The following is a 23,526-nucleotide window of genomic DNA, read 5'->3' on the forward strand; positions in this document are numbered from 1 at the left end:
CTTCACTGACACTAATAATTGTAACCTCTAAATATAAGACCAAGGTGTTTATTTCTTTAAACTATCCTTACCATCAGTCAACCATTCTAACGAAAAACTAACAAAAGGATTTTGCGTGTAATTATCTTTCTCAAAAAACAATCCGATGTCACCGTTTTTAAGTATGGTTAATGATGAATATGCGGAACTTCCTTTATAGATAGTTTTGCCTTTTGACCATGTTTTACCCTCGTCATAGCTTATTTTAACCGTCATGTTTTCGCGTTTGTCTGTGCTATTGGCGTTTGAAAATAACAATCGGTTCTTTTTATAACCATCTTCAACAGAAGTATAACGAATAATACTGGCGTTACAAGCAGGATCAACCAATTGAGGTTCTTCTTCAGTTTTCCAAGTTTTACCGTTGTCTTTGGAAGTATGGGTGTAACGCATTCCCGCTTTACTGACACGAGCGTTGACCACCAACGTGCCATCTACTAGCTCAATAATTTTAGATTCATCTGCAGGCATTAAAGGCACATCTATAAAGAACCATGTTTTGCCATGGTCGTCGCTACCAAAAACGTGCATTCCACTTTCTAAGTTTACCATACAATGCAGTAATCGCCCGTCTTTAGTTTGGATTCCACGGCCAGAAGTAATGAATTTAAAATCTTTATGCCATTCTGGTTTTGCAATTTGAGAGGTTATGTCTTCAGGTTCGCTCCATGTTTTACCGTTATCGGAACTTTTAGTAACATGTAAATAATAAACATTTAATTCTTTATCTAAATCCATATAATTATAGAACATAAAAATTTCATTGGTTTCTTTATCTACAATCATCGAAGGATCAGATGCTGATTGCCCATAAGGAAAATCAACAACAGTTTCTATAGGCAACCATGTTTTACCGTCATCACTACTTCGTCTAATTACAATATTAATTTCTTTACTATATTTTAAATCACCACAGTTGGGCACACGTTCGTCAATTGCTGCAATCAAATCACCATTAGTTGCGGTTACAATGGCTGGAATTCGATAGCAATTCACACTATCATTTATAGAGGCATTAAATAGATCTGTAAAAATTAATTTTTCAGGTGTTTTAATGCTTGTTTCGGTTGTTATTTGTTTCTGAGTACCACAAGATATTAAGTTTGTAATAAATATTGCAAATAGTAAGTTTTTCATAATAAAATCTTATTTTGATGATGGTGTTATTTTAAATTTTAACATATACTTTTTATCCGTTAATCTATATTTCTCCAGTGGTAATGCCCCCAACTATTGATACTGCCCAAGCCCATTTGCTTTGCATCTATTTTTAATTCAGTAAGACTGCTTTCACTGATTTCAGAAGCATGGCGTTGCTCTCTTTTTTCACCATCATCTAACTGATTTTGAGTGTAATGTAAGGCAGTTGTGTTGAATAAATTGTCAGAATTTATAATTAGGCTAATTTTACTATTGGAGATTTTATACCATCTTACATCCGTTTTATTTCCAGTTTCTTGTGGACGGATATAAGGATAATATTGTTCTGTAACCGTTTGGTCAAAAATTCCAACCTGAGTATTATAATTTCTATCACTATAATTCTCAATTGGGCCTCTACCATAATAACTGATATTTTCAAAAGCTTTTGGTAATTGCATTGTTAGTCCATAACGGAACAACATTGGGGTTTCGGCTTTTTTATCAATTTTTAATGTTTGTTGTACCATTATTTCTCCAGAGCTGTTCAATGTATAGTTGATTTCTAAATCGGAAGAAGCATCATCTAACCTGTACATAACTTTTACAGAAACTGTGTTGTCCTTTTCGTTTTTAAACTCAAAATTTTTGGGCTTTATTTTTTTTAAAGGCTCTTTCCAGACTTTTAATTTGTTCTGTAAGCCTGCACCGTAATCATTATCAATCGGTGCTCTCCAAAAGTTTGGTTTTAGAGCTGTGCCTTCTATCAAAATTGAATTATTCTTATATTGGTAACCATTCAATAATCCTGTTGATTTGTTGAATGTGAAACTGGCTTCATGGCTACTGAACGTAATGTATTCATTCGATTTGGAAATTTTCATTTTAGTTTTACCAAAAATATTTAAATTTTTTTTCCAATCGTCAGACAACGAAAGCTGTTCTTTGGCAATGATATTTCCTTTAGATAATAATGGCTCTTCATTTTTCAAATGATAAGTTAAATTAACTAAGGCTTCTATATAGGTTGATTTTTCAGGTAATTTCAACGGTAATGCTATTGCTTTTGATGTTTGTGGTTGCACATTTAAATCTGTAATAATACCTTCATCCATAACCTTACCATCTAATAACAATTTCCATTTCAGCTCTACATTAGATAAATCTTTAAAGTAAAATTCATTAAAAATAGAAATTTCGTAATTGGCTTTATCGTCCCAAGAAGTCAACACGTTTTGGTGAACAAATTTGGCTTCATAGGCATGAGGATTTGGCTTTCTATCTGGTGAAAAAATACCGTTGTTAAGAAAATTATTATCACTGGGTGTGCCTTCTGGGCCAAAATCGCCTCCATAGGCAAAAATAACGGTACCATCTTCTTTTTCTTTATAAACCGATTGGTCGATCATATCCCAAATAAAACCACCTTGAAAATTATCATGCTTTCTGAACATATCCCAATATTCCTTATAATTACCTAAAGAATTTCCCATGGCGTGTGCATATTCACATTGAATATAAGGCCGATTTGGAATTGGGGATTTTTCAATATAACGCTCCATTCGACTTGGCGAGTCATACATAGGATTTACAATATCAGAGTTCCAATCAAATCTAATATCTGATTGTCCACCTAAGTTTGCCCTTTCATATTGTGTTGGTCTTGAGGTATCCCTATTTTTCATCCATAAAAAACCACAATAAAAATTATAGCCGTTACCGGCTTCGTTGCCCATACTCCAAATAATCACAGATGGATGGTTCTTATCACGCTCTAGCATACGCTCTAAACGTTGTAAATGTGAAATTTCCCAATCTGGATTGTTTGCTAAAGTACGGGTGGGGTCGTAGCCCATTCCATGTGATTCTATATTAGCTTCATCGACCACATAAATTCCGTATTTATCACATAGTTCATAAAAGTAAGGGTCATTAGGATAATGTGAAGTTCTTACTGCATTAAAATTAAACTCCTTTAGCAATCGGATGTCGTCTTCCATTGTTTTGCGTGGAATGGTTTGACCACCAACCGGATCTGTATCATGTCGATTAACGCCCTTTAAATACACGGCTTGTCCGTTGACCAACAATTGCCCTCCCTTAATTTCTACCTTTCTAAAACCTACATTTTGATCAATTATTTCTACAATATTTCCTTTTTTGTCCTGTAATTTAAAGCGAAGTGAATATAAATTTGGAATTTCGGCAGACCATTTTTTAGGATTTTCAACATTTATTATCAGCCTTTTATTTCCATTTACTGCCAAATTAGAAATTGTTTTTGTAGTCAAAACTTTAGTACCGTCATATAACTGTATTTCCAATGTGTGTTTGTCCTTTTTGGGGATATTAGAAAATGTAGTGGTAATTTTTAAACTGCCGTTGATATAATTTTGATCTAAATCAGGAATAATTTCAACATCTTTTAAATGTACTTTATTTCGTGAATACAAATAAGAATCGCGGGTAATGCCGCTCATACGCCAGAAATCTTGACATTCTAGGTAAGATCCATCACTCCATCGCATTACTTTTAAGACAATAAGGTTTTTTCCCGGTTTAATGAATTTATTTAAATTGAATTCCTGAGATAGTTTTCCATCTTCACCATACCCTACATAATTGCCATTTACCCAAACTTTTACATTTGATTTAGCGGCACCGATATGCAAGAAAACATCTTTTTCCGACCAATTTTCTGGTACATTTACCCATTTTCTAAAGATTCCTGTGGGGTTTTGGATTTCTGGTACCAAAGGAGGGGCAATTTTTATTAGGTTATCAAATGGATATGTGGCGTTGACATAAATAGGATAGCTGTATCCTTTCATTTCCCAATTGGCGGGTATACTAAAATTATCCCAATCGGCATCATTTATATCTGTTGCATAAAAATTCTTGGAAATATTTGCAGGATTTTCGTTAAACTGAAATTTCCAATTTCCATTAATATCTACATAATTGTTGGATTTATGCCAATCATTTTGATTTGCCAATTGCTCATTTTCATATATAAAATATGAAGCATGCATCGGTTCACGGTTTTCTTCGTTTACCTTTTCATCTAACCAATACGGTTTTTCACTTTGTGAATTAACCTTAACAATAGCAATTGTTATTAATACAATAGTAATTACAAGTTTATTCATATTATGTTACTTTTTTTGAGGAAATTTCCCCCATTTTTATTTGATATGTTTTTTTAATCTTTTTTTCCATAATAAATATCCTTTTTCTGACAAATGCAATCCATCATAAGTGTATTGGGCTTTTAAATGGCCTTTTTTATCTGAAAATGGTTTGTGGATATTTATATAATTAACATTCATATCGGATGATATTTTTTGTAATTCTTCATTTAATTCAAGTATTTTCTCACCGTTGCTTTTATGACCACTAAATTTTTTACCAACATTGGGGTTTACTGGTAATACACTTTGCAAATAAATGATGGTGTTGGGCGATTGTTCTTTTGTCGTTTTAATAATTTTTTGAATGTTTTGTACTATGTAGCTAACTGTTTTTCCTCGAGCCAAATCATTAGTGCCTATCAATAAAAAAACCTTTTGTGGCTGTAGTGCAGTTACTGCTTCTATGCGATTCAGAATTCCATCCGTGACGTCGCCACTAATACCTTGGTTAATTGTATTCATTGATGGAAATAGTTCTTTCCAATTACCACCGTCCGTAATACTATTTCCTAAAAATATAATTTCATTTTCAGTGTCTGGAGTGGTCTCAAATTCCTCTTTTTTATCGTAATAGTAGTCAGAATAAATTCTTAAAGCAGGGTCGAATTTTAACTCCGGAACCTCATTTACATTACCATCATCATCTATATTAACAGGCACACAAGTAAACATCCATTTCCAAGAAGTACCACCATGTGGAATTTTTAACAATACCTTATTCCATCCTTTTTTGAGATAAATCTTTGTGGGTGCCCTATAAAAATAATCTTCATCGATAAAAGGTATTTCATGGGTGTTATTTGTTAAACTCGGTTGTTTCCATTTTGGAGGGTCTATTTCTTTGTTATTTACCCAAATTTTAGGATTTGTAGTATGCCATTGTCCTTGGTTGGGAAAAGGACCACCTCTTCTACCACCTGAACGCGACCAGCCTTGAAATCCAACCCAAAAGTCTTGTGTTTTTGCCTCTGGGGAATAGATATTGGTATAGGTATAGTACGTACCACTTTTTTTATTTGTCAAGGCAGGAAAACCGAAAAAGTGCTTAAAGTGGATGGTTGCTCCAGCTATATTTTGTGACCATTCATAAACTTCATCTCCGATTTTATATGAATTTTTGATGCCATCTTCAACTGGGAACATCCATTCTAAATCTCCATGATGATTAAAAGGTCCAATAACTTTCCATTGAATATCTGTCTGTTTTACATAAGGGAACTCTTTTCCCTTAAAAAACAAATCTCTATGTACAATTACTTTATCTTCAAAGTTGGCAAACGCTGCAAATTCTTGGCTGTTTACTTGTGGTAATTTTGCCCAATATTTAGGATAATCCTTATCTTTTCCTTTCCAAATAGCATCTGCATAAAAAACGATTGCCGGATAAACAGGATTGTGTTTTAAAATGTTTCGTTGCTCACTCACTTTATCATCTGGCCAAACACACAGAATGCCACCCAATGCATTATTATCGCCAGTTTTTTGTAGGGTAGGTTGTTGAAAAAACAAACGACTCATTCCCGCAAATGGATCAAGGTGGTTTACATAATTAGCTCTTGAATCAATAAAACGATGCCCTTTTCTTAGTGGATGTTGTGCCCATAATTGTCCAATAGATGTAGTGTCTGCTGCAATTCTTATACCTTCTTCCCAAACAATAACTTCTCTGTTATGTTTTTTAAGAAGGTTCATTATGCTTAATATCAGTTTATTATCAACATGTTCATAGCTGTTTCTAACTTCATCGGTGCCTATGTGAATAAAAGGTGTCGTTTTAGCATCCGTCAAGCTTAACAACTCTTTAAATAAATTTAAAAGCACAGGTTTTAATTTTTTATCTCGCATGGTTTCAAAACCTAAAGCCTTTCTAAACGCATCGGTATGACCAGGAATATCAAATTCGGGAATCACAGTAATATTTCTTGCTGCCGCAAAAGCAACGATTTCTTTAAAGTCTTCTTGACTGTAAAAATCGCCCTTACCACGTAATGTGGCATCATCAGATTGTAATTCTGGATAAATCTTACTTTCTAATCTCCAAGCGGGATTATCGGTTAAATGCCAATGAAACGCATTGTATTTATAACGTGCTAATACTTCAATTTGCTCTTTTAACTGAGCTAAAGATTGAAAGTTTCTACCCGTATCATGCATCAATCCTCTAATTTTAAAGGCAGGCCAATCAGTAATAGAAAGCTGGGGTAATATTCCATAATCTTTTCCTTGTCTAAAAACTTGTTTTAAAGTTTGAATAGCATAAAATACCCCTTTACTAGTTTTGGCAGTAATTGTAATATCTTCATCAATTCTTAACGTATAGGCTTCATCGCTGGCGTTTTCTGGTATTTCTTTTTGGATAAATTTGATTAGAAATCCATCTTTAGTATGTAAAAAACCTTTTGTGGTTAAATAAGATTTAAGCAATTCACCTTCCGTATTGAAATCATTACTTTCAATGGTAAAGTCGGTAAAATGAGTTTCTGAATCGTAATAAATTCCTTTTTGCGGCGTTGGGATTATTGGGTATTTAGGTGCTGAGATAGTTTGGCCAGATAAGCCTAATTGAAAACCGATTGCAATGACAAGAAATGCAATTATTTTTAAAATATGAGTTTTGCATTTTTTCATAATCCAGTAAGATTTGAAAAAGTTGAGGCAGGTAATCCGCTTTTATTGGTTAAATTACCTTCTGTAAAAGGCGAGTAACCATATCTAATAAATCTTGGGTTATTAATTTCTGGATGCCAAACTTCTAAAACATTTTTTTTTATTGTGCTTTTGGCAGATTTAAAAACTTTATCGGCTCCAGCAATTTCAATATCCTTAACTGGATTATCATCAGTAGTTTTTAACCCCTCTCCAAATTGAAAATGCACAGTTAATTTATTGTCAATAATATTCACATAATCCAACAAGGGTCCGGAGTAAGCTATGTTTAGACCATAGGTTTTAGCCAAGGCAATGTTTGATAATCTCTTACCAACCACCCATTTCTGTTTTGGATGCACATCGGTGCGATTACCCACATCTGAACTTACAGCCATTCCTGTATATGGAATTGATAATAGTCGACGTTGTGAATCTCTAAAAAACTCCCAACCAGGTCTTTCCATACTACTCAATTGCACATAATAAAAGGGCAATTCAGGATTTTGAAACTGGTTTCTCCAATCTTTAATTAACATTTTGAACAATTTTTCATGCAAAACTAATTGATCTGCATTTGATTCTCCCTGATACCAAATTACACCTTTAAAAGGAAAATTCTTAATGGGGTTTATGCCCGCGTCAAACAAAATAGTAGGTTCGTAAGGATGACGAACTCCCATCTTATTTTTATCGACACTATTATTCACTATTCTATTTGCCACCCATACATCTAGCATAGGGTTTAACCATGTATCATTAAGTAAATCAATCGTTTGATGATCTTTTTCCATAGTACATCTGCTGATATAGCTTTGTGTAGGTGCTCCACCTACCGCATTGCAAACTATACCAATAGGAATGTTAAGCTCCTTTTGTAAATTAAATGCAAAAGCATAGGCTACTGCCGAAAAATTCTCGATGGCCTCAAAGTTGGTATGTGACCAACCGGATCCTTTAAAATAATCTTCAGCATTAATTAACTCTTGTTCTTTTACTGTAAACGCTCCATCTTTTAAAACTTTTGGATCTAAAGAAAATAAGAATATTTGATCATTTAGGGAATCTTTTAAAACGGTTTTGGCATGTTTAGATTGATTTACTCGCCAATCCATATTAGATTGTCCTGATGCCAACCAGACTTCACCAATATAGACTTCATTGATTGTTATATCTTCTGATAATTTCGATTTTATCAATAATTTATGTGGTCCGCCAGCTTTCATGCTAGGAAAAATAGCGTGCCATTTTCCGTTATCTGAAACTTGGACTAGTCTTTTCTTTCCGTTAAAAGAGATTTTAATATCGTCATTAGCGTTGGAGGTTCCTGAAATTTCAATAGGTTTGTTGCGTTGTAAAACCATTTTTTCACCATATAATAAAGGTAATTGTAGACCACCAAAATCACCAGTTATGGCACTGTAGGCTTGTTTGGCAATAAGTGCTGCTCCTTTTTTTGTAGGATGTAAATTGTCTGGGAAATATTCTGGAAAGAGATATAACTTTTTGTGTAAATCAATCAATTGCACTTTAGAAGAATCTGAAATTATTTCAATTTGGGCTTGAATTTCCTTAAAGTTTTCACGCATACCTTCTTCAAACCAGTGGTGTCCTGAAAAAGTAGGTGTCATTTTACAGATAATAACTTTTGGTTTGGAAGGTAGGTTTTGATAAACGCTTATCATCTCTAAATAATTCGCTATAAATTCGTCTTTATGATTTGGCCAATTATTATTTCCTTGATCATTTAATCCCAAATGAATAATGACGATATTCGGCTGAAAATCTTGTGACTTTTTAAATTGTTCTTTTTCCCAATACGGTTTATGCCCCTTTTTAAGTAGGGTAGCCCCATTAAAACCGAAGTTCTCAACTTGATAAGTTTCGCCTAGCATTAATTGCAGTTGTGAGGGGTAAGAATTTTTCGCCCTATTTTCGATACCTGCTCCGAACGTTACACTATTGCCTACACAAGCAACTTTGATGGTTTGGGCAGTAGTTGTGAGTGTTAGGAAGGTGAGAAGAAGGAATAGAATATAATTTGTTGAATGGTTAAAAAACACACCCTTAACCCTTCTGAAGAGGGGAACAAATTGGTTTTTTATTAAACTGTTTATTGTTTTCAATTCTAAACTCATAACTCATAACTTTTTTTCTGCCTAGTGTCACTACCTACTGAATACTCTTTTCGATTGCTTCAAAACTCTTCCAGCACTGATACATTGCTCTTGGTACATGAAAACAGCCTTTCCATTTTCCACCTTTTAAGTTAAGTAAGACTTCACCTTGTCGATTTAAATAACCAAACCACTCTCCGTTTTTAGGGTTTGAAAAATGACTCCATGAATAGTTATGTATTTTATCGTACCATTTTTTGATTTCAGGGTTTTTGGTTAGTTCATAAGCTTTTGACAATGCCACTAAACTCTCTAAATGCACCCACCATAATTTTTGATCCCATTCTAATTGCTGTGGTGGATATCCTTTAACATCCATGAAGTAATACAAACCACCATACTTTTCATCCCAACTATATTCTAAAATGTTTACAATAACTTGTGAAGCTCTTTCAATTAGTTTCTGATCATCTTTTCGTATGGCAATATCCATCATAAACCACATGGCTTCAATACCGTGACCTGGGTTTAACAGACGTCCATTATAACTGTCTTCATGCGAGCCATCGGGACGTACATTTTCATAAATTAATCCAGATTTTTTATCTAGGAAAACCTCCATTACTTCGTTAACGCTAAAATCAATTGTTTTTTCCACTTCATCAGCTGGTAAAATATCTTCTAATTCCAATACCAAATTAGACAAAATCATTGGTAAAGAAAACCCCTTTAAAGGCCTAGCATCAGTAGTTTTTTCATACTTCCCTTTAGGATTATCTTTCCTTTTAAGTATATTGTAATATGTTTTTATAGCCAGTTCTTTAACTTCTTCATCTCCCGAAGCGAGTGCATACTGGCTAAAAGCCATGGCAGCAAAACAATCAGAAAAAATATTATAAGCTTTTACCAAAGGTTTACCATCTTGCGTTGTTGAGAAATAGAAATTTCCTCTGGAATCTATTCCGTGATTTCTGAGAAAATCGACACCATTTTTCGCAATTTGCAACCAACTCTCATTCTTTTTAACTTTATTATACAACATGGAAAACGTCCACGCTTGCCTGCCCTGCAACCACATAAACTTATCCGTATCATAGACATTTCCTTTCGTATCTAAACAAGTAAAATAGCCACCATATAAGTTGTCTATTGAATGTTTTTCCCAAAAAGGAATGATGTCTTTTAACAATGTTTCTTTGTATAATTTACTATATTTCATTTCAATATGTATTACATAATACAAAAATACAAAATAAATCGGATTATTATGAATATATTTTTATACTTTTACTATCAATTAATTAGATAAAGAATGAAGTCAAAATTGAAAATTGCACCCATAAAAAACTTGTCTTTGGTCGATGAAGTTGAGATTCGGATAAATCGATATATTAAAGACAATAATCTAAAAATCGGGGACTCAATCCCTAAGGAATTAGAGTTTACTGAAGCATTAGGCGTAAGTAGAACTGTCGTAAGAGAAGCATTATTAAGATTGAGAACCATTGGTCTTATAGATTCAAAAAAGCATAAAGGTATGGTATTAACCCAGCCTGATATTATTGAAAATTTTGAAAAAGCCATTGATTCAAATTTACTGGGAGAGGAAACCCTTAAAGATATTTTTGAGTTACGATTGATCTTAGAAATGGGTATGGCAGATTTGTTATTTGCCCGTAAAACGGAAAAAGACTTAACAGTCTTAAATCAAATAGTATCAAAAGAAGAAAAACTTCAGCAAGATTCGACAATTTTTACCCTGGATTTAGAAGTAGCATTTCATGGAAAATTGTATGAAATATCTGGTAATACTACGTTAAGACGTTTTCAGGATTTATTATTGCCTGTTTTTAGATATGTACATGAAAATATGTTGCCAGATGCCGGTAATTTTAAATATTCTTCGGGTAAATTTATTTCACATAGAGATATATTAAATGAATTAATTAAGGGCACACCAGAATCTTTTAGAGTAGCCATGCGACAGCACTTAGAGCCTCATTTTGATAAGGTTTTGAATACAGTAAGAAATCAAATAGATTCGTAAAGCAATCGTAGAATTGTGACTATTTTAAATATGAGAATACTTAACTTTAATAACAAGTTTTTTAACCTTAGTAGTTCGACTAATTGTAATACCAGGTTTGTGTAGGTCGCTTGGAAACAGCATAGCAAACATTCCTCTTTTTAGTGTAATTGTGTCGTATTTTTCGTTGAATAATTCATAATCATTTTTGGCGTCATATTTTTTAATCGCACTTTGACCAATTAAGGTGGTTATTCCAATTTTTTCTTCACCAGAGAGCATTATGTGAATATCTATATAGTTGCGATGTGCTTCTAAAAAACCTTCTGAATTATTTTTGGTTTCATATGTATTTACTAGAGCGAAAATTTGTTCTTGATGTATGGCATGTTTTCCTAATTCGATTTTTTCTAGATCGGTTGTAGCGATGTAATTAAATGCGGTTTTAAAACGTGCATTTATTTCACTGTATAAGGCACAGTTTTCTATTTTATCGAAAATCATAATGGTCAGAATAAATGTAATAAAGAATTCAGACGTTTTCCATGATGGCTGAAACTTCACTAAACCGTAAGTAAAATAATATGCAGCTGTTACATTCAAAAGATTGCCACGTCGCGTATTAAATTTCTATTAATTGATAATCATTCGTTCACGCTTCTCGCAATGACAAGTCATCTCAATTTTTGCTCAACAAGCCTTTATACCCAACTGCATCCAACTCTTTTTGAATGATTTTGTAATCAGCATCTGATAAAGTTGCATGTGGATATCTACTTGGACCGCAATCAACACCCAATGTTTTCATAAAACCTTTGGCTACTCCGTTAAAGCCGCCTTTAGCATTTAAAATATCGACAAAAAGAGCTGCTTTTCTTTGTAATTCAGAGGCGAGCTCCATGTTTCCAGCTTTAAAGGCTTCAATAATTTTATAATATAGAGGTGCCATTTGATTATATGTACTGCCTACCCAACCTGTGGCTCCCAATGGTAAGCTAGAAAGTAGAATTTCATCAACACCAAAAAGCACATTACTTTCTTTATTATTATAATTTAAGCAGTAGTTATAATCAATCAAATCGTTTTTAGTAAATTTTAAACCAGCAAAATTTGGAATTTTATCAATTGCCATTGGTAGGAAATCTATCATTTTAAAATCCGCTCCTGTCAACACGGGAATATGATAATAGTAAAATGGCAAATCAGGTGCACTTTTTGCTATTTCAGCACAATAATACACTAAACTTTCTAACGTTGGTGGTTTAAAATAAAAAGGAGAAAGCGTAGCAATTGCATCCACTTTATCCGCAGAATGTGCAGCCAAATCCTTTGCCACTTTTAGACTCGTATGGCCGACATGGTTTATCAAAACAAAATTATCAGAACGATGCTTAGACCATTCTGTAATAATTTGTTTGCGTTCTTCAACAGAAAGTGAAGCAAAATCACCAGTTGAGCCATTTACGAAAGCTCCCGTTACTTTATTGGTTTTTAAAAACGCATTATACGAGGATATAACCTGTAAATTTAACGATTGGTCTTTATGCATAGGGGCGTAGGTAGCCGCTATTAGATTTTTTATTTTCATAAAAATTGGTTCTTGAATAGTAAATTATTGAAAAATTAAAAGAGAGTTGTGTTGTGAACTACAACTCTCTTTTATAAACTGTATATTTTTAAAAATATACAAATGCAAAACTAACTCAAATAATACATGAAAAATAATTTAATTATACCCTTGTGTCTGATCTAATGCAGGATTTCTTCCAATCATATCAGTGGTAATTGGCAAAAGTAGTTTATACTCATCACCTGAATTTAAAAAAGGAACTTCATTAATTACGTAATTATTGCCTGCTCTACGTAAGTCCCACCAGCGTTTACCTTCTCCAATAAATTCTTTATAACGCTCATTCAAAATAGCATTGGCATTGGCAGTTTGAGAACCGTTTGTATATTCGTGAGTTGCAGCTACATAATTTGCACCATAAGCTCTTTGTCTGATTTCATTGATTTCATCTGAAGGATCTTCTCCTAATAAATTTTTGGCTTCAGCAATCATTAAAATAACATCAGCATATCTGTACACCGGAATATTACTGTCAAAAATACGTTCTGACCCATCAACACGACCTAAAAATTTATTAAAGATAGAACCAAAATAGGTAGGTTCATTATAGGTTGGGTATCCAACGCCATCCGTATATAATCTAATAAAAGTTGCAGCTTTTCGGCTATCGTCATTATCATCCAATAATAAAATGGTTTTTTCAGATTGTCCATATCTATTGGCTCCCGAAATTACAAAACTCGACATTGAATTGCCATCTTGATCAAATTGAGGATTAATCTCAGTACTTCTTCCTGTTAAACTATTGTAAAGATTTGAAGCTTCATCTTGAGCATAGTCTATAGCAAAGATAAACTCACTATTTCCTTCATTAGACGCTCCCCATAAATCATTATAATTTGGAGCTAATTCAACACCTAAAGAAGCAATTTGTTCTAAGGCAGACTTCGCTATAGTTAAATCTGACGTGCCTCCACCTAAAAGATTACCTGACCAAATAAATACATCACCTTTTAAAGCCAATGTTGCTGCTTTTGACCAATAGACGTTGCTACCATTAAAAAAACTATCATCAGTACCAAAATTACTTAAAGATGCTTCAATATCTGATTTAATTAAGGTCATTACTTCGCTTTGAGGAGATCTAGGCTTACTTAATGAAGATGGATCTACATTGTTAAGAGGCTCTGTAATTAGAGGTACATCTCCCCAAGTTTTTAACAAGGTGTAGTAGTACAATGCTCTTAAGCCATATGCCTGACCAATTAAATGGTTTTTATCATCCTCATTTACAAAACTTATGTTAGATATATTTATCAAAAAGTCATTCACTTTATGAATATTAGAATATATCCCAGCCCAACCACCAAAAGGTGCGGTTGATACTGTAATGTTTGATTCTATAAGCGATTCGTTTGAAGGAGATTCATAAGTACGACCACCCCAAATATCACTTCTCATTTCTCCTAATAACCAAAAGTTGGCATTTGATGATCTTAAATCTCCATACAGGCCAGTATGTGCAGTTCTTGCACCAGTTTCCGTATCCCAAAATCCAGATGCGGTTAATTCACTCGGGCTTGTTAATTCCAGTTCACTTTCGCAAGAACTGAACATAACTAAAGCAATTAGTATATAAATATATTTTTTCATTATTTTAGAATTTAAAATGTTAAGTTTAGTCCGATAGTATAGGTTTTTGGAACAGGAAACGTTCCATATTGCACACCACCTGCCTCAGGTGAATCTCCGCTAAAGCCTTTAAAGTAGTATAAATTACTTCCGGTTAGATACACACTTAAGTTCTGAATCTTATCTTTAAATATACTCGTAGGCAGGTCATAACTTAATGTTACTTCTCTCAGTGCTAAGTAATCTCCTTTTTCCCAGAATTTATTATTACCAGCGTTTAATAAACTTGTACTACTAAAAAAGTCACTACCTTCATTACCTCTCCAAACGTTTTTGGCTCCATTAACAAAAACAAAACGTGGTAGATCTGCATCTGTATTCGTAGGTGTCCAAGAATCTAAAATTTCTATAGGCTGTTCTAAATTACCTTGCGTTTGTCCATATCCTTTATTTTTAATATGATTCCATACTAAGTGTCCAGTAGCAAAATCTGTTTTTACGAACAAATTGAATTTTTTATAGTTTAAGTTTGTTGTAAAGCCACCTATAAAACTTGGTGTTGTACGTCCAATTACTTTTCTATCTAAACTATTAATAACCCCATCATTATTAATATCTCTCCATTTTACATCACCTGCCCATCGTTGATTACGACTAAAGCCAGGCATTAATTCATCTGAGATGGCATTATCGGCATCAGCTTCAGCCTGAGTATCATAAATATCGTCTTGAATGTAAGCAATTACCAAATCACCTCCATAGCGTTGACCTTCTTGCTGACCCGTCCTGAATATAGGCTACATAATTTTAAACATTATGTATAAAAATGACAAAGTAATTAGACGGTATTCAGAACCTTTTAAACTAAAAATTCTGGATGAACTTAGTAAAGGTAAGCACACAAAGAGCGAACTTTGTAAACTCTATTCTATTGCACCTACAACGGTCAATGAGTGGATTAAAAAGTATAATCGTAAAGACTTAATGAACACCAGAGTAAAAGTGGAAACAAAAGACGAAATATCTAGAATTAAAGCACTACAAAAAGAGAATGAAAAGCTTAAAAAGCTTCTACTTAAAAAGGATCTGGATGCTATGGTAGAAGAATCTTACCTTGAAGTAGCAGCTGAAAAACTAGGCTATAAAAATGTTCAGCAACTTAAAAAAAAACTCAATATCTAGCATTTATTAAAACTAGAAATAGAGCTAAGGGATTTGCTTCTTTATCTACTATAGCAAGTTGTTTTGGACTTAAACGTGATGCGTATTATAAATACAAATCTAGAGCTGATATGCGTTTAAAAATAGAACAACAGATTATTGAAATTGTTAGAAAAAGACGTAAATCCCTTCCTAGAGAAGGTGTTCGAAAACTCACTAAATCATTAGATAACGAGTTTACAAAAGCCAACCTTAAAGTAGGTAGAGATACACTATTTAATGTCCTTAGAAAACACCAAATGCTAACACTTAGAAAGAAAACTAGTGCCAGAACAACCAACTCTTATCATCGGTTTTACAAGTACAATAACATTATAAAAGATATGGAAGTTACTAAACCAAATCAAGTCTGGGTCTCTGATATTACATATATTAGAACTGTAAAAGGCTTTTGTTACTTGGCTTTGATAACAGATATGCATTCCAGGAAAATTGTTGGGTATGACATAAGTGATAGCTTGGAATTAAAAGGTTGTGTAAGAGCTCTTAATAAAGCCATCTATCAAGCTAAAAACATTAAACAGCTTATTCATCATTCCGACAGAGGAATACAATATTGTAGCAATGTATACACACAAATACTCAAAAGAAAAAAGATAGATATTAGTATGACTGAAGAAAATCATTGTTACGAAAACGCAATGGCAGAACGTGTAAACGGAATTTTAAAAGACGAATTTTACTTAGACCAAACCTTTGATAACGTGGAACACGCAAAGAGAGCTGCAAAAAATGCAATTAATTTATACAACGAAATAAGATTACACTTATCTTTAGACTATAAAACACCAAATATGGTATATAAATTATCAGCTTAAATTAATTATTAACCTGTAGCCATATTTCAGGACTAGACATGCAAACCACCTACCCATTCTTCTTGATTTGTTTTCGTATTCCAAATCAATTGACCTCCTTGTCTGTTTAGATCATTGTCGTTCTCAGGAAGGTTAACTACATAATTTTTATTGGTTGTAAAAGTTGCACCGACATTCCAACTAAAATCATCTTTCTTAATTATTTCTCCATTTATCTGTAGTTCAAAACCTTTATTTCTATACGTACCATTATTTGTTAATATACCACCAAAACCAGTATAATATGGTAATGTGAGGGTGGCTAGTTTATCCTTAATATCTCTAGAGTATATATCCGTTATTAGTGATAAACGATCATTGAAGAATGAGACATCTAAACCAAAATTCAATGTAGTTGCTTTTTCCCACTTAAGATCTAAAGTAGCCAAACTTGTATTTCCATATCCAGTTTGCCCATTATACACGCCTTGACTTCCGTAAGACCCAAAAACACCATAATTACTTAAAACATCCTGATTTCCATTAACTCCATAACTTAATCTAGGCTTAATTTTGGAAATTGTTTTACTAAAAGTTGAATTTTTAAAGAAGTCTTCATTATGTGCACTCCAACCCAAAGAAACACCAGGAAAGAAACCAAATTTGTTATTTCCTAATCTTGATGACCCATCATATCTGTAGGTAAGACTAACTAAATATTTATCATTGTAGTCATATAACAATCTACCAAAAGTAGAAGTTATAACATATTCGGTTTCTGCACTATAAGGAATGCCATCTGCTTCAGGAGCAGCATTTAAGGTCTGAATTAAATCAGTTGGCGAATTTCTTGTACCAGCAGAAGTACCAAAATAATTATCTTTATAATATTCTGCACCCACCAAGACATTCACATTGTGATAACCAAACTTTTTAATATAGTTTAGGGTACCCGTTAATTGATTTCTTAAGGTTCTACCTAAACTAACAGAAGCTTCACGACCTGTACGTAAAGGCCCCGTTGTGCTACCCACACGATAAGCTTTATTAAAACTTTCATTATGATTGTTAATGGCAAAATGACTACCGTCTATTGATAGTGTTAGATCGTCTAGAAGATCCCAATCAATTCCAACAGATGCGGATAATCGTTGTTCTAAATTCTTTCTTATAAATTTATCTTGATAATATAAAGGGTTACCAAAACTTTGGTTTTGACCTACGCTATAAACATTAGAAAAAGTACCATCAGCATTAGTGTCGTAAGTTCGAGAAGTAGCCGCTTGGCCCTGAAATCTTCTAAATACAGTATCGTCATTGCCTAAAGGGCTTCTGCTTAAATTAGAATGTGAATATAATATTGTAGAATTCACTTTAAATTTATCTGAGATATTATAAGAACCGCTGAACTTACCAGAATATCTTTTAAAACCCGACCCTAAAACTAATCCATCATTATCCAAAGCACCTAGTCCCAAATAATAAGTTCCTTTTTCATTTCCACCGTCAAACGATAAATAATGGTCTTTTGAGAAACTGTCTTGATAAATACGGTCCCCAACTCCTTTGTTATCATAAAATAAAATTTCCTGACTTGGATCTAATATATCGGGAATAGAATTCCAACCTGGCTGATTTAATAAATATGAATTCGCTGATGTTAATAATTGTGTTGTGAAAGGATCATTGGTCGAATTATTTCCAGTACCCGCACTTTGATTGCCATCCAAAAAAGCACCAAAGGCACCTGAGTTATTTACGGTTTCTCTATACCACGCTATTGATTGTCTATTATAATTAATATGGTCTTCAGCACCTATATACTGCTGATCATCTCGTTCTTTATTGCTACTATATCTAAATTTATAATTTACAGAGCTTTTACCTACTTTTCCTGTTTTTGTAGTTACTAAAATAACACCATTTGCAGATCTTGCCCCATAAATAGCTGTTGCTGCTGCATCTTTTAAAACCTCAATTGATTCGATGTCATCAGAATTCAAACCATAGAATGAACTAGGTATACCATCTACTAATATTAAAGGAGCATCATTTCCGAAATTTGTACCACCACGTAAAATAATTTGTGGCGTAGAACCCGGTTGTCCGGTGGTGTTGGTAACTCTTAAACCAGCAACTGTTCCTTGAAGTGCAGAACCGACATTAGATCGTGTTGATGTTTCTAATATTCTTGTATCTAATTTAGAAATAGAAGTAGTTAAAGTAGCTCTGGTTTGTTTTCCATAACCTGTAATAATAACTTCACTAAGCACGTTAACATCTTCGACTAAGGTTAGGTTAATTACGTTGTCAATTCCAACGGTTACCTCTTGAGTGGTATAACCAACAAAGCTGAATAAAAGTATATCACCTGTAGTTGCCTCAATAGAATAATTTCCATCAAAATCGGTTGTTTCACCAGTTGTAGTCCCTTTAATCTGCACAGTAGCCCCAGGTAATGGTTGGCTGTCGCTAGAAGAAGTTACTTTTCCTGTAATTGTTTTTTCCTGACCATAACTACTTATGGGAAGGCATAAAAACAGTAAAAATATCATCGAAATGACATAATAATTTTTATTTCTCATATTTTAAAATTTAATTGAGTTAGTAAAATTGTATTATATATTATGTATAACATAATGCAATATTATAAATTTATTTTTAATTGACAAAAGAAACATTCATTTATTTAGATTTATCCAATGCTGTTTTACAATTAGTTATGTAGCCTTGATTAATCTTTTATTCTTATAGTTTCCGTTAATTAAGTTGATTTTATATAAAAATTAGTCTTGTTGTATTTTTTAGAAAGGAAGGGAATTTATTTTCAAGGAATTCTTTCACTGGGCGTGACTTTTGGTAAGAAACCAAATGCAAAAGTAGAAACAACAAATACACTACTACTGTTATGTAGGTATTTGGGTGAAAAACCTCCAAAAATAAGTAGTTGATATATCTTAGTTCTGAGACCTAAATTAAATGTTCAATTATTTTATTTGAAAAAGGTTATTAGAAATCTTAGGATTTTGGTTTTAGTTTATTCAATATATGAATATTGATTTTATCTTTAGATTGTTGCATTTATTCTTTTTTAACAGCTCTTGCGTAATTATAGGGAGTTCAAATTTTTCAATGAGAAAATGATTTGGATACCGTTTCAAATGGTAGTCCGTAACCTAATGTTACAGCAAGGGGTAAAATTGTGCTGACAATATGGAAAGTGAGATTTTGTTAATACCACAATAATAAGTAAGTTTATTAAGATATTATTTTAATTTTTGTTTATGATTACAAGAATTAAAGTTTCCGATAATTTATATGTTCATCTGATGCTAAACCAAGTTTTGATTTTAAAATGGCCATGTCTTCAGAAACTTTTCTATCTAGAATTTTAGCGTAATGTTGTGTAGTTTTTAATGACTTATGACCTAACATTTTACTAACTGATTCTATAGGCACACCATTGGACAATGTTATTGTTGTTGCAAATGTATGTCTTGCTAGGTGAGTGGTGAGGTTTTTAGTTATACCCGTTAAATCTGCTATTTCTTTTAAATAAGCATTTGATTTTTGATTACTTAGTACTGGTAGTAGAACTTCTTTATTGATTACTTCTTGATGGTTTTTATATTTATTAATTATTGCCATTGCAGTTGGTAGCAGTGGAATATTGCTTGGAGTATCTGTTTTTGTTCTGAAAGTTTTAATCCACATTTCACCGTCTATTCCCAATACCAAATTACTTTTGGTAAGTTTTTTTACATCGGAGTAGGAGAGTCCCGTAAAACAACAAAATATAAAAATGTCACGAACTTGATCAAGTCTCGGTGTATGTAATTTTTTTTCTATAAATAATTCTATTTCTTCTTTGGTTAAAAATTCTCTATCTACAATTTTTAATCTTGATTTCCAATGGTAAAAAGGATCTTTATCTATCCAATCATTAGCGTATGCAATTCTCACAATCTTTTTAAAATTGGTGATATACTTTATGGCCGTATTATGACTGCAATTTCTAACGGTTTTTAGATAGTATTCTAAACCACTTATAAATTTATGATCTACATTATTAACAGGTATATCATCACATTTATATTCTAATTTAATATAATCTTCTACGTGCTTTTTAGCGGTTCTATATCTCTCAGCTGTTCCTGCTGCAAAATCTTTACCAATTAATTGTTCTACTTTATCGTTGTGTTCTTGGAAAATATTGAGCAACATTTTTTGATTTTCACTCTTACCTATGTAACGGTTTTTTATATCAAGTGCAGAAAATATTTTATCATCATCTAAGAATTTCTTTTGAATACCATATAACTTAAACCGTATAGCATCCAAATAATAATTTAATTCTTTTGCTTCTAATGAATTTCCTATAGCTAAAGCTGCTTCGTAATTCCATTTTTCGGGATTAATTTTTCTTTTAATACTTAGTTGACTCCGCTTGCCATTTACTGTAATTCTTAGGTATATAGGAGCTTTACCATCACTTGTGGCTTTGTTCTTCATAGGGAAGAAAAGAAGGGAAAACGTATTATACATAAGTAAAAAGGATTACTCCCTGTGGTCGTGATCCCTGATTGGGAATCCAATACAAACATAAAAACCACCACATGCTTCGCATGTCTGTTTTTTGTTTTCCTTGCACTTACGAAAAACTGTTCAAAGGATTACTCCCTCTGGTCGTTATCCCTGATTGGGAATCCAATACAATCATGGAAACCACTACATGCTTCGCATTTTCTAAACTTCTTTCGAAAATGTACTCAAAGGATTACTCCCTGTGGTCGTGATCCCTGTTAGGGAATCCAATACAATCATAGAAACCAAAAAACACGAGGTGTTTGTTTTTCTTTTTACTTAATAAGATAATCTAAAAGGATTACTCCCTGTGGTCGTGATCCCTAACTAGGTAATTCAATACAAACATAACAACCATCACATGCTTCGCATGTCTGTTTTTTGTTTTCCATGCACTTACGAAAATCTGTGAAAAGGATTACTCCCTGTGGTCGTGATCCTTGATTGGGAATCCAATAGAAACATAGCAACCCAAAAACACGTTGTGTTTTTATGGTTTTTTTGTTTTCCATGCACTTACGAAAATCTGTGAAAAGGATTACTCCCTGTGGTCGTGATCCTTGATTGGGAATCCAATAGAAACATAGCAACCCAAAAACACGTTGTGTTTTTATAGGTTTTTTGTTTTGCCTGCTCTTATGAAAATCTGTGTAAAGGATTACTCCCTGTGGTCGTGATTCCAAAATGGTATCCTGAGCAAACATAAAAACTACCCATGCTTCGCATGTCTGTTTTTTGTTTTCAAACATTTATGAAGTAATGTTCAAAGGATTACTCCCTCTGGTCGTGATCCCTGATTGGGAATCCAATACAAACATAGCAACCCAAAAACACGTTGTGTTTTTATAGGTTTTTTGTTTTCCCTTCTCTTACGAAAATCTGTGTAAAGGATTACTCCCTGTGGTCGTGATTCCAAAATGGTATCCTGAGCAAACATAAAAACTACCCATGCTTCGCATGTCTGTTTTTTGTTTTCAAACATTTATGAAGTAATGTTCAAAGGATTACTCCCTCTGGTCGTGATCCCTGATTGGGAATCCAATACAAACATAGCAACCCAAAAACACGTTGTGTTTTTATAGGTTTTTTGTTTTCCATGCACTTACGAAAATAAATTTTCGACGTTTTGGAAAACAAAAAACCCACAACTTTCGTTGTGGGTTTCCTTTTGCGGAGAAAGAGGGATTCGAACCCCCGGAGGTGTGACCCTCAACAGTTTTCAAGACTGCCGCATTCGACCACTCTGCCATTTCTCCTTTAGCGGTTGCAAATATAAAAAGGTTTTTGAAATTGAGAAACATTTTCATGACTTTTTAATTTTTAATTTTACTTATAAATGTTCAAAGCATAAAAAATCAAAAACAAACTACTTTTTTTAGGGTTGTATTTTCTTTAGTATAAGTTGTATTAACTTAGTTTTCAGTAACTTTATATTTATATTTTAATTTAAAAGTTTACAGCCTATACTATAAAGGACGAATCTCTAACGATGAGACTTGATTTTATTTCAACAGTTTTACTGCTTTGGAAATCATTATTGTTATCAGTTTCAATTTCTTCAATTAAATACTTTAAAGCAGTCTTTCCTATGAGATGACCAGGTTGATTAATGGTGCTTAAATTTGGTTCTATAATAGTTGAGTGTGCTGAATTACTAAATCCCACAACAGCAATTTCTTCAGGTATTTTTATTTTGTTTTTATTTAAAATTTTAATGGCACCAATGGCACAGCTATCCGTAATTGCAAAAATGGCATCGGGTCTTTCTTTTAAGGTAATTGCAATTTGTGCCAATTGTTCTCCTTTTTCCAATGAGATATCTTCGGTACTAAAAATCAATTTTTCATCTATGGGTATGTTGTAATCTTTCAAGGCTTTTAAATAACCTTCAAACCGCTGCTCTGAATTGAATGAATTTTCTGTCTCTTTAAAAATAGCAATCCTACGTTTTCCTATATTTATTAAATGTTCTATAGCGTTATAAGCAGCTTGCTTACCGTCAATAATAATCTGAGTACATGGAATTTTACTCATTACTTTATCAAATAAAACCAATGGTTTTCTATCTAAAATATTTAAAATGTCTTGAACATTCGCTGTTTTACGGGTCATTGAAAGTAAAATGCCATCAACATTAAATTGTAGCATTGTATTTAGCATTTGGTTTTGTTTTTCAACGCTATTTTTCGATTCTGATACTATTACACGATATCCTTTGGTTTCTGCATAGTCAAGAATACCTTCAATCATTGTAGAAGTAAAATAATGAGAAAGCTTAGGAACAACAACACCAATAATATGCATTCTACTACTTCTAAAACCTTGAGCAAACATATTGGGCATATAATTTAACTCTTTTGCCTTTTGCTCTACAATTGCTTTTGTTTCTGCACTAATATCAACATGATCTCGTAACGCTCTTGAAACTGTAGAGATAGAATATCCTAAAATTTTAGCGATTTCTTTCAACGTAACATTGCTTTTTTTCTTCATAATTGTTTATTAGCTAAACAAATATATAAATTGCAAACGTTGCCGCAAACGTTTGCGGGCTTTTTTTTAT

General features: G+C 32.9%; 16 protein-coding genes and 1 tRNA gene. 3 read left to right on the forward strand and 14 right to left on the reverse strand.

All coding sequences use genetic code 11. The features are described from left to right. Window positions 1–48 precede the first annotated feature (48 nt). Genes FF125_RS09240 through FF125_RS09260 form a run of 5 tightly spaced genes read right to left on the reverse strand, consistent with a single transcriptional unit; the run spans window position 49 to window position 10,352 of the window. A complete protein-coding gene (locus FF125_RS09240) occupies window positions 49–1,176 on the reverse strand; it encodes a sialidase family protein (protein ID WP_138949501.1) in 1,128 nt (375 codons plus the stop codon). Window positions 1,177–1,235: 59 nt separating this feature from the next. After that, window positions 1,236–4,328: a glycoside hydrolase family 2 TIM barrel-domain containing protein gene (locus FF125_RS09245; protein WP_250629720.1), complete on the reverse strand. Its 3,093-nt coding sequence runs from the start codon at window positions 4,326–4,328 to the stop codon at window positions 1,236–1,238. Between the two features lie 36 nt (window positions 4,329–4,364). Then, a complete protein-coding gene (locus tag FF125_RS09250) occupies window positions 4,365–6,998 on the reverse strand; it encodes a family 20 glycosylhydrolase (RefSeq protein ID WP_138949502.1) in 2,634 nt (877 codons plus the stop codon). Beyond that, window positions 6,995–9,154, reverse strand: a complete 2,160-nt coding sequence (locus FF125_RS09255) for a GDSL-type esterase/lipase family protein (protein WP_138949503.1) — start codon at window positions 9,152–9,154, stop codon at window positions 6,995–6,997. The genes FF125_RS09250 and FF125_RS09255 overlap by 4 nt, the downstream gene beginning before the upstream one ends. Before the next feature lie 34 nt (window positions 9,155–9,188). Then, window positions 9,189–10,352: an AGE family epimerase/isomerase gene (locus tag FF125_RS09260; protein WP_138949504.1), complete on the reverse strand. Its 1,164-nt coding sequence runs from the start codon at window positions 10,350–10,352 to the stop codon at window positions 9,189–9,191. Between the two features lie 93 nt (window positions 10,353–10,445). Here FF125_RS09260 and FF125_RS09265 point away from each other — a divergent pair, with 93 nt between their 5' ends. Next, window positions 10,446–11,180 carry a FadR/GntR family transcriptional regulator gene (locus FF125_RS09265; protein ID WP_138949505.1) on the forward strand — a complete coding sequence of 245 codons (735 nt, stop codon included), beginning with the start codon at window positions 10,446–10,448 and terminating at the stop codon, window positions 11,178–11,180. A gap of 24 nt (window positions 11,181–11,204) precedes the next feature. Here the strand turns inward: FF125_RS09265 and FF125_RS09270 are convergent, their stop codons facing one another. From FF125_RS09270 to FF125_RS09285, 4 genes are all read right to left on the reverse strand, one after another. Further along, window positions 11,205–11,663 (reverse strand): YhcH/YjgK/YiaL family protein, encoded by a 459-nt coding sequence (locus tag FF125_RS09270; protein WP_138949506.1) that lies wholly within the window; start codon window positions 11,661–11,663, stop codon window positions 11,205–11,207. Between the two features lie 175 nt (window positions 11,664–11,838). Beyond that, a complete protein-coding gene (locus FF125_RS09275) occupies window positions 11,839–12,747 on the reverse strand; it encodes a dihydrodipicolinate synthase family protein (protein WP_138949507.1) in 909 nt (302 codons plus the stop codon). A 138-nt stretch (window positions 12,748–12,885) separates the two neighbouring features. Continuing rightward, entirely contained in the window at window positions 12,886–14,382 is a 1,497-nt protein-coding gene (locus FF125_RS09280) for a RagB/SusD family nutrient uptake outer membrane protein (protein ID WP_138949508.1), read from the reverse strand. A gap of 11 nt (window positions 14,383–14,393) precedes the next feature. Next, complete coding sequence (locus tag FF125_RS09285; RefSeq protein ID WP_175418899.1) at window positions 14,394–15,110, reverse strand: hypothetical protein; 717 nt, start codon at window positions 15,108–15,110, stop codon at window positions 14,394–14,396. A gap of 67 nt (window positions 15,111–15,177) precedes the next feature. Between FF125_RS09285 and FF125_RS09290 the strand changes: the two genes are divergently transcribed. Together FF125_RS09290 and FF125_RS09295 are read left to right on the forward strand one after the other, a co-directional pair. Beyond that, the gene (locus FF125_RS09290) at window positions 15,178–15,543 is read left to right on the forward strand and encodes a transposase (RefSeq protein ID WP_013870391.1); all 366 of its coding nucleotides are present in this window, start codon (window positions 15,178–15,180) and stop codon (window positions 15,541–15,543) included. A gap of 5 nt (window positions 15,544–15,548) precedes the next feature. After that, entirely contained in the window at window positions 15,549–16,400 is an 852-nt protein-coding gene (locus tag FF125_RS09295; RefSeq protein ID WP_138948251.1) for an IS3 family transposase, read from the forward strand. Window positions 16,401–16,432: 32 nt separating this feature from the next. Here the strand turns inward: FF125_RS09295 and FF125_RS09300 are convergent, their stop codons facing one another. From FF125_RS09300 to FF125_RS09320, 5 genes are all read right to left on the reverse strand, one after another. After that, a complete protein-coding gene (locus tag FF125_RS09300) occupies window positions 16,433–18,964 on the reverse strand; it encodes a SusC/RagA family TonB-linked outer membrane protein (protein ID WP_138949509.1) in 2,532 nt (843 codons plus the stop codon). Window positions 18,965–19,676: 712 nt separating this feature from the next. Further along, on the reverse strand, window positions 19,677–20,891 hold the full coding sequence (locus FF125_RS09305) for a site-specific integrase (protein ID WP_250629721.1): 1,215 nt from the start codon (window positions 20,889–20,891) through the stop codon (window positions 19,677–19,679). 395 nt (window positions 20,892–21,286) lie between these two features. Continuing rightward, entirely contained in the window at window positions 21,287–21,712 is a 426-nt protein-coding gene (locus FF125_RS09310; RefSeq protein WP_138949511.1) for a hypothetical protein, read from the reverse strand. A gap of 422 nt (window positions 21,713–22,134) precedes the next feature. Next, window positions 22,135–22,219, reverse strand: a tRNA-Ser gene (locus FF125_RS09315). Between the two features lie 205 nt (window positions 22,220–22,424). After that, window positions 22,425–23,456: a LacI family DNA-binding transcriptional regulator gene (locus tag FF125_RS09320; RefSeq protein WP_138949512.1), complete on the reverse strand. Its 1,032-nt coding sequence runs from the start codon at window positions 23,454–23,456 to the stop codon at window positions 22,425–22,427. Window positions 23,457–23,526 lie beyond the last annotated feature (70 nt).

This window comes from Aureibaculum algae (assembly GCF_006065315.1).
GTDB lineage: Bacteria > Bacteroidota > Bacteroidia > Flavobacteriales > Flavobacteriaceae > Aureibaculum > Aureibaculum algae.